We start from the raw sequence: 13838 nt of genomic DNA on the forward strand, positions 1-13838 counted from the left end.
TATTCACTGGCTGTCTCAGGCGCTGAAGACACTCGCGAGACGCTCGCCGAGGGCGCGCTGATTCAGGGTTTCCTGATCACGCTCCTCGCGCAGGAACTTGAGTCCCACGGTCCCTTCGATGACTTCATTCTCACCGAGAATCAATGCCACGCGTGCGCCGCTCTTGTCGGCCTTCTTCATCTGGCTCTTGAAGCTGCCGCCGCCGCAATGCAGCACGAGGCGCAGGTCGGGCAGGGCGCTGCGCAGATCTTCGGCCAGACGCATGGATTCGGCTTCGGCCTGCTCGCCCATCGACATCAGATAGACATCGACGGTCTCACGCACGGCCTCCGGGACCAGTTCCAGTGTCTCGAGCAGCAGGATCAGGCGCTCGACACCCATGGCGAAGCCGACCGCCGGTACCGGCTTGCCACCCAGCTGTTCGAACAGGCTGTCATAGCGGCCACCGGCACACACGGTGCCCTGGCTGCCCAGTGCGGTGGTGGTCCACTCGAACACGCTGCGCGAATAGTAATCCAGGCCACGTACCAGGCGCGGATTGATGACGTACTGGATGCCCGCCGCATCGAGACGTGCCTTGAGGCCCTCGAAGTGCACGCGGGAAGCTTCATCCAGGTGATCGCCGAGACGCGGCGCGGCATCGACGACGGCGGCCATGTCCGGGTTCTTGGTATCGAGAATGCGCAGCGGATTGCTGTGCAGGCGACGCTTGGCGTCCTCGTCGAGCACATCCAGATGCTGCTCGAAGTATTCGATCAGCAGGTCACGATAGGCAGCACGTGCTTCCAGGCTACCCAGTGAGTTCAGTTCGAGCGTGACGTGCTCCAGCAGGCCCAGCTGACGCCACAGGCGTGCCGAGATCAGGATCATCTCGGCATCGATGTCCGGGCCATCCATGCCGTAGGCTTCGACACCCACCTGATGGAACTGACGATAACGGCCTTTCTGCGGGCGCTCGTGGCGGAACATGGGGCCGGCATACCACAGGCGCTGGATCTGGTTGTGGACCAGACCGTTCTCCATCGCCATGCGCACGCAGCTGGCCGTGCCTTCCGGCCGCAGGGTCAGGCTGTCGCCGTTGCGATCCTCGAAGGTGTACATCTCCTTCTCGACGATGTCGGTCACCTCGCCGATGGAGCGCTTGAACAGCGCCGTCTGCTCGACGATGGGCGTGCGAATCTCGCGATAGCCGTACTGGCCCATCAGGGTCTGCACCTGGCGTTCGAAGTATTGCCATACCGGTGAGTGGTCCGGCAGCAGGTCGTTCATGCCACGGATGGCCTGGATCTTGGTGCTCAACGTTCTCTCCTGAATCCTTGCGCATCTCCCCGCGGCAGCGGCATGATGATGCGCAAGCCGACTGAGACGTGCTCAGCCCTGGCGGATGATGGTATCGGCCTCACGGGCCTCTTTTTCGGCGACCTTGTCTCGAATCAGACGTTCCAGGTCATCGACGAGCGTGTCGTTGGTCAGCTTGCTGGCCGGCTTGCCGTCCAGATAGACCAGATTCGCCGGGCTGCCGCCGGTCAGACCGACATCGGTCTCCTTGGCTTCACCGGGGCCGTTGACGACACAGCCGATCACCGAGACGTTCAGCGGCGTCAGCACGTCCTCGAGGCGATTCTCCAGCTCGTTCATGGTCTTGATGACGTCGAAGTTCTGACGTGAGCAGCTGGGGCAGGCAATGAAGTTGATGCCCTTGGCACGCAGCTTGAGACTCTTGAGCATGTCGAAGCCGACCTTGATCTCCTCGACCGGGTCCGCGGCCAGCGAGACACGAATGGTGTCGCCGATGCCGTCCATCAGCAGCATACCGAGGCCGATGGAGGATTTCACGGTACCGGAACGCAGACCGCCGGCTTCGGTGATCCCCAGGTGCAGCGGCTGTTCGATGCGCGTGGCCAGATCGCGATAGGCGGCGACGGCCATGAAGATGTCGCTGGCCTTGACGCTGACCTTGTATTCCTGGAAATCAAGGCGATCGAGGTGATCGATGTGGCGCATGGCGGATTCGACCAGCGCGGCCGGCGTCGGTTCGCCGTATTTCTTCTGGAGGTCCTTTTCCAGGGAGCCTGCGTTGACGCCGATGCGGATCGGGATACCGTTGTCACGTGCGGCACTGACCACGGCACGCACACGGTCTTCACGGCCGATGTTGCCCGGGTTGATGCGCAGGCAATCCACGCCGAGCTCGGCGACGCGCAGGGCGATCTTGTAGTCGAAGTGGATATCGGCCACCAGCGGGATGTTGCTCTGCTGCTTGATGCGACCGAAGGCTTCAGCGGCATCCATGTCCGGCACGCTGACACGCACGATATCGGCACCGGCATCCTCGAGGCGCTTGATCTGCGCGACGGTGGCGGCGACATCGTTGGTGTCGGTATTGGTCATGCTCTGCACGGAAATCGGTGCATCGCCGCCGACGGCGACGTTGCCGACATGAATCTTGCGCGAGACGCGGCGCTTGATGGGGGAGTGACTATGCATGGGATTCCGGATCATTCACCGAGTGTGAGTTTGGCGACGGTGCCGCGTGTGGCGCTTTTCAGATCAACCGGCTCGTTCATGTATTCAAGGACGACGCCCGCAGATTTGCCGATGGTGAGCTTGAAAGGCGGCTTGCCTTCCAGCGTCTTGCTGCTGCCTGGCGGGTTGGTGCCGTAAAGCAGTTTCTTGCCATCAGCATCACGGATATCGGTCCAGGAATCCGTATTGAAGGTCAGTGTCAGCTTGCGCGGGTCAGCGGCAGGGGCAGCGGCGTCGGACGTCTCTGACGGTGAGGTGCGTCCATAGTCTCCACTCTGCCACCAGACGTAGCTGAGGCCGATCAGTCCGGCGATGACCAGCAGGCTGACGAGTCGAAACAGGTACTTGCCCAGCTTGCCGGGCGGGCGCACCGAGGGGCTCATCGCAGGAGGATGGCGCTCCACCTCGGTGGTGCCGAACTGGGCATTGTACTGGCCGACGACCGCTTTCTCATCCATGCCCAGCAAGCGGGCATAGGCGCGCAGGTAACCGCGGCGGTAGGCCGCGATGGGGATCTGGTCGTAGTGGTCGCGTTCCAGGTCATCGACCAGACTGGGGCGCAGGTTGAGCTGTGTTGCCACTTCATCACGTGACAGCCCCTGATGCTCCCGCTCAGCCTTGAGAAGCTTGCCAGGCAGTGTGTCGCTGACGGACATGTCAGGGGAGGGCTGATGTTCGCTCATGGCGCATCCTTGTAGGGAAGAACGGACGACCGGATACCTGTCCGGGTACTCTTCCGGTATTGCTGTGAACAGTTACTGTCATGGTGTGCGGATGACCGCGCGTCCGGCCTCGCGTGTTCTGATCTGCTCCAGCTGTCGGCCGTAGAGGTCCGCCAGACGTGCATCACCGCGTGCCACGGCGACATCCACGGCCAGTTCCAGACTGTCACTGTCGGTGCCGTTCAGTCGGAAATATCGGCTCAGCGCCTGCTGGGCAGCGTCATCGTCACCGGCTTCATGTTCCATGCGCGCCTTGGCGAGCCACGCCTCGGCTTCCCGCGGGTTGATCTTGACGGCACGATCGAAGTTCGCCCGTGCCTCGCTCGTCTTGCCCAGCTGCAGCTGACAGCGCCCCAGGTTGGTGTAGAGCTGGCCGCGGTTATCATAGGTCAGATCCTGCGTGGCTTTTTCCAGCTGCTCGCAGGCGGCGACGTATTCCCCGCGCGAGTACAGGAATGCCGCATAGTTGTTGCGTGCCCGCGTGAACGAGGGGTCACTGGCGATGGACTGCTTGAAGTAGTCATCTGCCAGCACGTTCTCGCCCTGACGCTGATAGATCATCGCCAGCCCGGCCTTGGCTTCGGCATTCCCCTGCTGCAGCTTGAGTGCCTTCTGGAAGGCATTGTCCGCGCGTTGCAACTGATTACGACTCAGATAGGCCTCGCCAAGTTCCACATAGGCCGTCGATGCCTTGTTGTCATCGGGGGCCGCGTAAGGGTCATTGGTTTCCACGCGCGTCGCGCAGCCCGACAGGGTCAGGCCGGCAAGACTCAGGCACAGCAGCATGCCGCGAACTCGCGCCGTGGCGCCGCGGCTCAGTCGGCGTCGAGCTGGATGGCGTTGATGTAACGCTCGGCGCGACGGGTGCGGTCCTTGACCTGACCGACCAGCTGGCCACAGGCGGCGTCGATGTCATCGCCACGTGTCGCGCGCACCGGGGCGGTGTAGCCCAGCTCATAGAGACGCTGCTGGAAGCGCATCACCTGATTGCGTGACGGCTTCTCGTAACCGGAATGCGGGAACGGGTTGAACGGGATCAGGTTGATCTTGCACGGCAGCTCGTCGAGCAGCGCGGCCAGTTCCTCGGCGTGCTGGATCTGGTCGTTGACGTCCTTGATCAGGGTGTACTCGATGGTGACGATACGCGCGTCGTCACACTTGGCCAGGTAGCGATGGCAGGAGTCGAGCAGCGCGCGGATGTTCCACTTGCGGTTGATCGGCACCAGCACGTTGCGCAGTTCATCGTTGGCCGCGTGCAGCGAGATCGCCAGGCTGACGTCCATCTCGTCGCCGAGCTGGTCCAGCTTGGGCACCACACCGGAGGTGGAGAGGGTGACGCGACGCTTGGACAGGCCATAGGCGTTGTCGTCCAGCATCAGCTTCATTGCCGGCACGACGTTGTCGTAGTTCATCAGCGGCTCGCCCATGCCCATCATCACCACGTTGGTGACTGGACGCTTGCGGGTGTCCTTGCGGTCTTCGGCGCCACGGGTGGCGACCCACACCTGGCCGATGATCTCGGCGGCGGTCAGGTCACGCTCGAAGCCCTGCTTGCCGGTGGAGCAGAAGCTGCAGTCCAGCGAGCAGCCGACCTGGGAAGACACGCACAGGGTGCGACGATTGCCGTTCTCGGACGGAATCAGCACGGTCTCGACATAGCTGCCGTCGCTGACTTCCAGTACCCACTTGCGGGTACCGTCCTTGGACTCGCCTTCATAGACGATGCCCGGCGCGCGAATCTCGGCGACCTGCTTGAGGCGTTCGCGCAGGGGCTTGGCGAGATTGGTCATCTCGTCGAAGCTGTCGACGCCTTCCTGGTGAATCCATTTCATCACCTGGGTGGCGCGGAATTTCTTCTCGCCGATGCTCTCGAAGAAGGCTTCCATCGCCGGGCGCGGCAGGCCAAGCAGGTTGGTGAGCTTCACGTCGGCAGGTGCCGCGGCATCGGTAGCGGTTGCAGTGGTATCAGTCATGGTCTCGGGGCTTCAAGAAAAGCGTATCGGACCTGCTCAAGCGTCGAATCTGCTTCAGGGAATGCAGGTTGGCGCACGACGCTTCAGCACGTCCGATACCACGACGGCCCCGCCACGCAGGCAGGGCCGTCGAGTCATGCACGGCTGGTGATATCACGCCCGCAAGGGACAGACATCATCAGGCGCACAAGGCGAAATCAACCGCGCGGGCAGATTTCGTTGTCGCCGAAGAAGTAGGCGATTTCGCGAGCAGCGGATTCCGGCGCGTCAGAACCGTGAACGGCGTTGGCGTCGATGGAAGTGGCGAAGTCTGCACGGATGGTGCCAGCTTCTGCTTCCTTCGGGTTGGTAGCGCCCATCAGGTCGCGGTTCTTTGTGATGGCGTCTTCGCCTTCCAGCACCTGGATCATGACCGGGCCGGAGGTCATGAAGCCGACCAGCTCACCGAAGAAGCCACGTTCGCTGTGCTCAGCGTAGAAGCCTTCGGCCTGTTCCTTGGACAGGTGAACCATCTTGGAAGCGACGATCTGCAGACCGGCCTTCTCGAAGCGAGAGTAGATCTCGCCGATCACGTTCTTGGCGACGGCGTCCGGCTTGATGATGGACAGAGTACGCTGGGTCATGGTGAATCTCCTGAGACAAGCTTTGAAGAGCCGCACGGCAGCCAGGTCTACACGCTGAAGCTCTCGCCACAACCACACTCGTCCTTGACGTTGGGGTTGTTGAAGCGGAAGTAGCGGTTCAGACCGTCCTTGACGTAGTCCACTTCGGAGCCGTCGAGCACGGCCAGCGCTTCGCTGTCGACATAGACAGTCGCGCCGTGATCGACGAAGACGACATCTTCCTCGTTGGCCTCATCGGCGAAGTCGAGCACGTAGCTGTAGCCGGAGCAGCCGCTGGGCTTGACCGAGACGCGCAGGCCAAGGCCGTGGCCGCGCTCGGCCAGCACGACACGGATCTGGTCGGCGGCGGAGGGGGAAATCGACAGGTGTGCCATGAGCAGTCTCCCGGGTCAGGCGCGCAGCGAGGTCAGGGCATGCCTGAGCTCGCCGAGCGCGGATTCAATGTCGGCGGCGGTGGTGAAGCGTCCGAAGCTGAAGCGCAGTGACGCCAGCGCCAGTGGACGGGGCACCCCGATGCCGGTGAGTACGAAGGACGGTTCGACACTGGCGGAATTGCAGGCCGAACCGGTGGAAATCGCGATGCCGCGCAGTGCCATCAGCATCGCCTCACCGTCCACGCCTTCGAAGGCGAGGTTGAGGATGCCGGGGGCGCTGACGTCTATATCGGTATTGAAATGCACGCCTTCAAGGCCGGATAGTCCGGCGACGAATTGCTGGCGCAGCGCGATCAGGTGCTGGTGGTCGGCATCGAACTGTTCGGCGCACAGGCGGTAGGCCTCGCCCATGCCGACGATCTGATGGGTGGGCAGGGTGCCGGAGCGCATGCCGCGCTCATGCCCGCCGCCGTGGATCAGGGCCTCTACCTTGATCTGCGGCTGACGTCGCACGTACAGCGCGCCAACCCCCTTGGGGCCGTAGGCCTTGTGCGCGGACAGCGACAGCATGTCGATGGGCTGTCGGCTGACATCGAGCTGCACCTTGCCGGGAGCCTGGGCGGCATCGACATGGAAGGCCGCGCCATGCGAGCGGGCGATATCGCCGAGGGCATCGAGATCATTCAGGCTGCCCAGCTCATTGTTCACTGCCATCAGCGATACCAGGATCGTGTCGGCGCGCAGAGCGTCACGCAGGCTCTGGGGGCTGATGCGGCCATCCGGCTGCGGTGCGATACGCGTGACCTCGAAGCCCTCGGCTTCCAGCGCACTGGCGGTATCCAGAATCGCCTTGTGCTCGATGGTCGAGGTGATCAGGTGACGCCCACGCTCGGCATTGGCGCGCATGTAGCCGGTCAGCGCCAGGTTGTCGGCTTCGGTGGCACCGCTGGTCCAGACGATCTCGCGCGGGTCGGCGCCGATGGCGTCGGCTACCTGACGACGCGCGCCCTCGACCGCCTGCTCGGCCAGCCAGCCCGGCATGTGACTGCGCGAGGCCGGGTTGGCGAAGGTGCCGTCCTGCGTCAGGTGACGCATCATCAGCTCGGCGACGCGTGGGTCGACGGGCGTGGTGGCAGCATAGTCAAGGTAGATCGGCTGGGGCATGGTGACTTCCTGAAGACATGACGAACGGGCCTTGCGCTGACGACTGGCAATCTGGCGAACCTCCTCACGTGCGACCAGGTCCGCCAGGCTGATGCCATCGAGAAAGCCATGGATCTCATCGGACAGGTCACACCACAGATGGTGCGTGAGGCAGGTGTCGCCTGCCTGACAGTCCGAGAGTCCCTGGCAACGGGTGGCATCCACCGATTCATTCACGGCATCGATGATGCGTGCCACGGAGGTGCTTTCCAGCTCGACGTCCAGCAAGTAGCCACCACCCGGGCCGCGTACGCTCTTGACCAGCCCGGCACGGCGCAGGCGAGCGAACAGCTGCTCGAGATAGGACAGGGAAATGCCTTGGCGCACGGAGATGTCGGCAAGGCAGGTCGGACCACAACTGGCATGAAGCGCCAGATCGAGCATCGCGGTGACGGCGTAGCGTCCCTTGGTGGTCAGGCGCATGGCGGAACTCGTGAGCTGGTGGAGCGAATGGCATCGGCGACAGGGCCGGCGGGCTCACCACCACAGGGCCCCAGCTCATCGATCAGCTGCGCGAAATCGGCGTCGTCCAGCTCGGGAAGGTGGCCGGCGCGATAGCTGGCATCCAGCTTGCGCAGCGTGCCGCACATCTGTTCGATCCGCTTGTCCACCGCATGCATGTGATCGAGCATCGCGTGCATGGAGCGCGCGACCGGGTCGGGCATGTCCTGGCCCATGCCGTAGGCATCGAAGCCGAACTTCTCCTTCATGGCTTCGCGGCTTTCCGGATCGACGGGCGGCTCCTCCGCCACGTCCGGTTCGGCGCGCTTGACGATCTTGCCGGGAATCCCGACCACGGTGGCACCGGCCGGGACTTCGCGTGTGACCACGGCGTTGGAGCCGACCTTGGCCCCGGCGCCGACCGTGAACGGGCCGAGAATCTTGGCGCCGGCCCCGACGATGACGCCATCGCCGAGGGTCGGGTGACGCTTGCCGGCATTCCAGGTGGTGCCGCCGAGGGTGACGCCGTGATAGAGGGTCACGTCATCACCGATCAGCGCCGTCTCGCCGATCACGACGCCCATGCCGTGGTCGATGAAGAAGCGGCGTCCGATGGTGGCACCGGGATGGATCTCGATGCCCGTCAGCCAGCGCATCAGGGTCGAACCGGTGCGCGCCAGCCACTTGGCGTTGTGACGCCACAACCAATGATTGATGCGATGCGCCAGCAGAGCGTGCAGACCCGGATAGTTGGTCAGGACTTCAAAGAAATTGCGTGCCGCCGGGTCGCGAGCAAAGACGCTGTTGATGTCTTCACGCAGTCGAGTGAACATGGCGTGTCCTCAAAGAGTGCGGTTTGCCGCGTCGGTCTGTGCCAGGCGGACCTGCTTGTCGACTGACGAGAGAATCCCGCGCAGGATGTTGATTTCCATGCTGTCGGGGCGGGCGCGCAGGTACAGTCTGCGCAGGCGTGCCATCAGCTGGCGCGGTTGTTCCGGGTCCAGGAAATCGATGCTGATCAGCGTCTTTTCCAGATGCTCGAACAGGCGCTCGAGGTCTGCGTGGCTGGCCAACGGACTGTCCCAGTCGATGCCGAATGGCTGGTCATCCTCGGCCCGCGGGGTCTCGCCGGCGGCTTCCTGATCAGCCAGCCATCCCTGGCGGCACTCGTAGGCCAGCACCTGCACGGCCGCGGCCAGATTCAGCGAGCTGAAGTCCGGATTGGTCGGGATGTGGACGTGACGATGGCAGCGCTGCAGCTCTTCATTGGAGAGCCCGGAGTCCTCGCGCCCGAACACGATGGCCACGCGGGCCTCCGGCAGGCGGGTCTCATCGGCCAGGGTGGCGCCGAAGGCGCGCGGCGTGATCATCGGCCATGGCAGATTGCGGGAGCGTGCGCTGCACCCGACCACCAGACTGCAGTCCGCCACGGCCTCTTCCAGCGTCTCATGCACGTGGGCATTGGCGACCAGAGTATCGGCGCCGGAGGCGCGTGAGGCGGACTCCTGACATTGCACCTGACAGCGCGGCGCGACCAGAGCGAGGTCGGCCAGACCCATGTTGAGCATGGCGCGGGCTGCACCACCGATGTTGCCGGGATGGCTGGTACCGATCAGGACAATGCGCAGACGTTCAAGCATGAGGACTTCCAGAATAGCGATTGAAGGGCGGGGCAATCGACGCGGCCGTGCGTCAGGACCCGATATCCTAGCATGAAGCCGGCGCGGGGAGCAGTCCGTTCTTTAACAGCTTCCGACTCGTCAAGGCCTTGATCATGCATCCGATGGTCCAATTTGCGCTGCGTGCTGCACGCGGCGCCGCAGAGCAGTTCGTCCGTGTTCGTGAACGTATCGAAGTCGCGCGCAACGACAACGATCTCGATACCTTCATCGCTGACACCGCACGCCGCGCCGAAGCGCACATCGTGCGTCAGCTGGAACGCGGCTATCCGCAGCACGGCCTCTCCGGCCGTTACACCGACCATCGTGATGGCGAAGGCCAGGGCGCTGACTACCACTGGCGCATCGAGCCGGTGCACGGGTATTCCAACCTGGCATCCGCCTCTTCCGGCTTCGCGCTATCCGTGGTCTGCCTGTTCAAGGGGCGTGCCGAGCACGCCGTGGTCATCGCGCCGTTCACCGACGAAGAGTACATCGTCAGCCGTGGTCGTGGCGCCCAGCATTCCGGTCACCGTATCCGCGTGACCAATGCCACCTCCATCGAAGGTGCGCGTCTGGCGATGGGTCTGCCGGAAAGCTGGCAGCGTCCGCGTCACCTGGCCACCTACCTGTCCATCGTCCAGCAGGTCGGCCCGCAGCTCGATACCCTGCGTGCCAATGGCTGTGCACTGCTGGATGTGCTCGAACTGGCCGCCGGCCGTGTCGATGCCGTCTACGTGCTGGGTCTGGAAGCCGGTGACAGCGAGATCGTCAGCCTGTTCCTGAAGGAATGTGGCGCACTGGCCGGCAGCGCCGATGGTACGCCGGTTGTCGTGGCGGAAGGCACGCTGATGGCCGCGGGTGCCCGCCTGTACAAGGCGCTGGCGCAGACCATGCAGCCGCACCTGTAAGATGCCGTGATTCGCAGTCCTGCCAGCCGCAGGGTGACGCGGAGAACGAAAAAAACCCCACCTCATGCGAGGTGGGGTTTTTTTGTGCCTGGCGATCCGTGCCGGGCTGTCGAGCGAGGCGCTTACGGCGCGCCGTCCTCGAACTGCTCCTTGGGCGGGGGAATCAGATCCACGCGCTTCAGGCCGACCACCAGCAACAGCGCCGCTGCCACGTAGATGGACGAGAAGGTCCCCGCGACCACGCCGATGATCAGCGCGATGGCGAAGTTGTGGATCATGTCGCCGCCCAGGAAGAACAGCGCCAGCAGCACCAGCAAGGTGGTGCCGGAGGTGGACAGCGTGCGTGACAGCGTCGCGTTGATCGCGTCATTGAAGATCGACGGCATGTCATCGGTACGCGATTTGCGAATGTTCTCGCGAATGCGGTCGTAGACGATGATGGTGTCGTTCAATGAGTAGCCGATCACGGCCAGCACCGCGGCCAGTACCGTCAGGTCGAAGTCGAGTCCGAACAGGGCGAAGATGCCCAGCAGGATGATGACGTCGTGACCCAGCGAGATGAGGGCGCCGAGGGCGAACTTGTACTGGAAGCGGAAGGCCACGTAGACCATCACCACGGCCAGGGCGAGCAGCATGCCGAGACCGGACTGGTCACGCAGCTGATCACCGACCTGAGCACCGACGAACTCGGCACGGATCAGGTTGACGCTATCGCCGGTGGCCTGCAGGTGCGCCACGATGTCATTGCCGATGCCGGCCTCGAAGCTCTGCTGCAGACGCACCAGAATCTCGTTGCTGGCACCGAAGGTCTGGACCGAGACGTCCTTGTAGCCGGCGGCTTCCAGTGTCTGGCGTACGCTGTCCAGCGCCGGCGCCGCCTGGTATTGCACTTCCACCAGGGTGCCGCCGGTAAAGTCGAGGCCCAGGTTCAGGCCGTGAATCACAAGGGCGCCAATGGCCACGATCGTCAGCACGATGGAGACGATGAAGGCCGCGCGCCGCTTGCTCATGAAGTCAAACTGTCGCATCACGATGGCCCCTCAGATCCAGAGTTTCTTGAGTGTCTTGCCGCCAATGGCAAGATTGATGATGCCGCGCGAGACCATGATCGCCGTGAACATTGACGTCAGGATGCCGATGGACAGCGTGACCGCGAAGCCCTTGACCGGGCCACTGCCGATGGAGAACAGGATCACCGCGACCAGCAGGGTGGTGATGTTCGCATCGACGATGGAGGTGAAGGCGCGTTCGAAGCCGGTATGCACGGCCTGGTGCAGCGGCATCTTGGAGCGCATTTCCTCGCGGATACGCTCGAAGATCAGCACGTTGGCATCCACCGCCATGCCCAGCGTCAGCACGATACCGGCAATGCCCGGCAGGGTCAGGGTAGCGCCCAGCATCGACATCGCGGCGATCAGGATCGCCAGGTTGGCGGTCAGGGCCACGTTGGCGACGACACCGAAGGCCTTGTAGCGGGCCAGCATGAACAGCACGACCAGCAGCAGGCCCAGCTCGACGGACAGGATGCCGCGCGAGATGTTCTCGGCACCCAGGCTCGGACCGATGGTGCGTTCCTGCACGAAGTAGATCGGCGCGGCCAGCGAGCCGGAACGCAGCAGCAGCGACAGCTCCTTCGCCTCGGTCGGGGAATCCAGACCGGTGATGCGGAAGCTGTTGCCCAGCGCGCTCTGGATGGTCGCCAGACTGATCAGGCCCTTCTCGGTGTAGGGGATGCGCTTCTCGACTTCCTCGCCATCCTCCATCACGGTGCGCGTGCGGGTCTTGTGCTCGATGAACAGCACCGCCATGTTGCGGCCGATGGCAGCACGCGTGACGCGGTTCATGATCGAGCCACCGGTGCCATCCAGGTTGATGTTGACCTGCGGACGGCCACTTTCATCGAAGCTGGTGCTGGCGCTGGAGACACTGTCACCGCTGATGATCACGTCCTTCATGATGTTGGCGGTGCGCCCCGGCTGGTTGCGGAAGGCGAAGGTTTCCATCTCGCTGGAGGGCGTGTCGCTGGCCGCTTCGAGACGGAACTCGAGGTTGGCGGTGGCACCCAGTACGCGCTTGGCAGCGGCCGTGTCCTGCACGCCCGGCAGCTCGACCACGATGCGGTTCGGGCCCTGACGCTGCACCAGCGGCTCGGAGACGCCCAGCTCGTTGACGCGATTGCGGATCGTGGTCAGGTTCTGATTGACCGCGTAATCCTGAATCTCCTTGATGGCGGCGGTCGTCAGAGTGAGATCCAGTACGGCCCCACGATCGACATCGCGCTCATCGTATTCGAAGTTCTGGAAGTCGCGCGAGACCAGTGAACGTGCCTTCGAGCGGTCTTCGTCGTCGGAGAAGGTCAGGCTCAGCGTGCCATCGTTGACCTCACTGCCGCGGTAGCGGATACGCTCCTCGCGCAGGGTTTCCTTGATGGCGCTGGCGTTGACTTCCAGGCGTTGCTTGACCGCGGCGTCCATGTCGACTTCCAGCTGGAAGTGGACCCCGCCGCGCAGATCAAGCCCCAGCTTCATCGGCGAGGCGCCGAGACTGGAAAGCCACGACGGCGTGGCATCAGCCAGATTCAGCGCGACGATGGCGTCATCGCCAAGGGTGTCGCTGATCAGTTCCTTGGCACGCAGCTGCTGGTCGTTGCTGGTGAGGCGAATCAGGCCGGTGGAACCATTGAGTTCCTCGGATTTGGGTGTGATGCCGGCGTTTTCGAGGGCGCTGGTGGCGCGATCGAGATCTTGCTGGTCGATGGCATCGGCGCCGCTGGCGGCACTGATCTGCACGGCCGGGTCTTCGGGGTAGAGATTCGGCAATGCGTAGATCACGCCGACGGCAAGTACCAGGCAGATCACCAGGTACTTCCAAAGCGGATAGCGGTTGAGCATGGCAGCCCTGTCCTTGGTGGAGCGGGAGAGAAATAGCATGCTGCCGGCACAGGGGCCGGCAGCAGGAGGGAGATCAGATGGACTTGATGGTGCCCTTCGGCAGGACCGCAGCCACGGCGGACTTCTGCACGTTGACTTCGTTGCCTTCGTTCAGCTCCATGGTGATGAACTGCTCGCTGACCTTGGTGATGCGGCCGACCAGGCCACCACCGATGACGATCTCGTCACCCTTGGCCAGGTTGCTGATCAGGTTCTTGTGTTCCTTGGCGCGCTTGGACTGCGGACGCCAGAGCAGGAAATAGAAAATGACCACGAAGCCGACCAGCATGACGATCTGGCCGATGGCGCCGCCGCCGGCGACAGCCGCTTCGGCTTCCGCGTGTGCGGCAGGAATCAGGAATTCCAGCATGTGTATCTCCAGAGGTTACGAGTGAACTGTTGTTATGCAATGAGCGTGATTCGAGCGCTGCTTCACGCCTGTCTCGAGTCAGATACCAAGGCGACCGGAGCGGGTTG

The 13838-nt window shown here is 63.3% G+C and carries 14 protein-coding genes and 1 pseudogene; 1 reads left to right on the forward strand and 14 read right to left on the reverse strand.

The window, feature by feature from the left end:
* Positions 1–15 precede the first annotated feature (15 nt).
* From hisS to CU110_RS02720, 11 genes and pseudogenes are all read right to left on the reverse strand, one after another.
* Positions 16–1299 carry a histidine--tRNA ligase gene (hisS, locus tag CU110_RS02675; protein WP_127734456.1) on the reverse strand — a complete coding sequence of 428 codons (1284 nt, stop codon included), beginning with the start codon at positions 1297–1299 and terminating at the stop codon, positions 16–18.
* 72 nt (positions 1300–1371) lie between these two features.
* Positions 1372–2487, reverse strand: a complete 1116-nt coding sequence (ispG, locus tag CU110_RS02680; protein WP_077380065.1) for a flavodoxin-dependent (E)-4-hydroxy-3-methylbut-2-enyl-diphosphate synthase — start codon at positions 2485–2487, stop codon at positions 1372–1374.
* Positions 2488–2498: 11 nt separating this feature from the next.
* Complete coding sequence (locus CU110_RS02685) at positions 2499–3209, reverse strand: helix-turn-helix domain-containing protein (protein WP_127734458.1); 711 nt, start codon at positions 3207–3209, stop codon at positions 2499–2501.
* A 78-nt stretch (positions 3210–3287) separates the two neighbouring features.
* A complete protein-coding gene (gene pilW / locus CU110_RS02690) occupies positions 3288–4034 on the reverse strand; it encodes a type IV pilus biogenesis/stability protein PilW (RefSeq protein WP_127734460.1) in 747 nt (248 codons plus the stop codon).
* Between the two features lie 29 nt (positions 4035–4063).
* Complete coding sequence (rlmN, locus tag CU110_RS02695; RefSeq protein ID WP_077380059.1) at positions 4064–5221, reverse strand: 23S rRNA (adenine(2503)-C(2))-methyltransferase RlmN; 1158 nt, start codon at positions 5219–5221, stop codon at positions 4064–4066.
* A 197-nt stretch (positions 5222–5418) separates the two neighbouring features.
* The gene (ndk, locus tag CU110_RS02700) at positions 5419–5844 is read right to left on the reverse strand and encodes a nucleoside-diphosphate kinase (protein WP_043333812.1); all 426 of its coding nucleotides are present in this window, start codon (positions 5842–5844) and stop codon (positions 5419–5421) included.
* A gap of 47 nt (positions 5845–5891) precedes the next feature.
* The gene (locus tag CU110_RS02705; RefSeq protein ID WP_077380057.1) at positions 5892–6218 is read right to left on the reverse strand and encodes an iron-sulfur cluster assembly accessory protein; all 327 of its coding nucleotides are present in this window, start codon (positions 6216–6218) and stop codon (positions 5892–5894) included.
* A 15-nt stretch (positions 6219–6233) separates the two neighbouring features.
* Positions 6234–7382: an aminotransferase class V-fold PLP-dependent enzyme gene (locus CU110_RS02710; protein ID WP_084207903.1), complete on the reverse strand. Its 1149-nt coding sequence runs from the start codon at positions 7380–7382 to the stop codon at positions 6234–6236.
* Positions 7383–7400: 18 nt separating this feature from the next.
* Positions 7401–7844: pseudogene (gene iscR, locus CU110_RS15885) on the reverse strand (Fe-S cluster assembly transcriptional regulator IscR); the annotation flags it as partial.
* Positions 7835–8695: a serine O-acetyltransferase gene (cysE, locus tag CU110_RS02715; protein WP_127734464.1), complete on the reverse strand. Its 861-nt coding sequence runs from the start codon at positions 8693–8695 to the stop codon at positions 7835–7837. The gene cysE and the pseudogene iscR, both read right to left, overlap by 10 nt.
* A gap of 9 nt (positions 8696–8704) precedes the next feature.
* Positions 8705–9502, reverse strand: a complete 798-nt coding sequence (locus CU110_RS02720) for an RNA methyltransferase (protein ID WP_084207904.1) — start codon at positions 9500–9502, stop codon at positions 8705–8707.
* Between the two features lie 134 nt (positions 9503–9636).
* On the opposite strand from CU110_RS02720, the gene CU110_RS02725 reads away from it, so the two are divergent.
* Positions 9637–10431, forward strand: coding sequence for an inositol monophosphatase family protein (locus CU110_RS02725; RefSeq protein ID WP_077380047.1), 795 nt, complete (start codon positions 9637–9639; stop codon positions 10429–10431).
* 122 nt (positions 10432–10553) lie between these two features.
* Here the strand turns inward: CU110_RS02725 and secF are convergent, their stop codons facing one another.
* The 3 genes from secF to yajC form a co-directional block, all read right to left on the reverse strand.
* Positions 10554–11459 carry a protein translocase subunit SecF gene (gene secF, locus CU110_RS02730; protein WP_077380045.1) on the reverse strand — a complete coding sequence of 302 codons (906 nt, stop codon included), beginning with the start codon at positions 11457–11459 and terminating at the stop codon, positions 10554–10556.
* Between the two features lie 12 nt (positions 11460–11471).
* A complete protein-coding gene (gene secD / locus CU110_RS02735) occupies positions 11472–13322 on the reverse strand; it encodes a protein translocase subunit SecD (protein WP_077380043.1) in 1851 nt (616 codons plus the stop codon).
* 73 nt (positions 13323–13395) lie between these two features.
* The gene (gene yajC, locus CU110_RS02740; RefSeq protein ID WP_077380041.1) at positions 13396–13731 is read right to left on the reverse strand and encodes a preprotein translocase subunit YajC; all 336 of its coding nucleotides are present in this window, start codon (positions 13729–13731) and stop codon (positions 13396–13398) included.
* Positions 13732–13838: the final 107 nt, after the last annotated feature.

This window comes from Cobetia sp. ICG0124 (assembly GCF_004006355.1).
Classification (GTDB): Bacteria; Pseudomonadota; Gammaproteobacteria; order Pseudomonadales; family Halomonadaceae; genus Cobetia; species Cobetia marina.

Coding starts and splice junctions, on each gene's coding strand:
- ispG (WP_077380065.1), bottom strand. CDS start 2,487: ATGCATAGTCACTCCCCCATCAAGCGCCGCGTCTCGCGCAAGATTCAT.
- CU110_RS02685 (WP_127734458.1), bottom strand. CDS start 3,209: ATGAGCGAACATCAGCCCTCCCCTGACATGTCCGTCAGCGACACACTG.
- pilW (WP_127734460.1), bottom strand. CDS start 4,034: ATGCTGCTGTGCCTGAGTCTTGCCGGCCTGACCCTGTCGGGCTGCGCG.
- rlmN (WP_077380059.1), bottom strand. CDS start 5,221: ATGACTGATACCACTGCAACCGCTACCGATGCCGCGGCACCTGCCGAC.
- ndk (WP_043333812.1), bottom strand. CDS start 5,844: ATGACCCAGCGTACTCTGTCCATCATCAAGCCGGACGCCGTCGCCAAG.
- CU110_RS02705 (WP_077380057.1), bottom strand. CDS start 6,218: ATGGCACACCTGTCGATTTCCCCCTCCGCCGCCGACCAGATCCGTGTC.
- CU110_RS02710 (WP_084207903.1), bottom strand. CDS start 7,382: ATGCCCCAGCCGATCTACCTTGACTATGCTGCCACCACGCCCGTCGAC.
- cysE (WP_127734464.1), bottom strand. CDS start 8,695: ATGTTCACTCGACTGCGTGAAGACATCAACAGCGTCTTTGCTCGCGAC.
- CU110_RS02720 (WP_084207904.1), bottom strand. CDS start 9,502: ATGCTTGAACGTCTGCGCATTGTCCTGATCGGTACCAGCCATCCCGGC.
- CU110_RS02725 (WP_077380047.1), top strand. CDS start 9,637: ATGCATCCGATGGTCCAATTTGCGCTGCGTGCTGCACGCGGCGCCGCA.
- secF (WP_077380045.1), bottom strand. CDS start 11,459: ATGCGACAGTTTGACTTCATGAGCAAGCGGCGCGCGGCCTTCATCGTC.
- secD (WP_077380043.1), bottom strand. CDS start 13,322: ATGCTCAACCGCTATCCGCTTTGGAAGTACCTGGTGATCTGCCTGGTA.
- yajC (WP_077380041.1), bottom strand. CDS start 13,731: ATGCTGGAATTCCTGATTCCTGCCGCACACGCGGAAGCCGAAGCGGCT.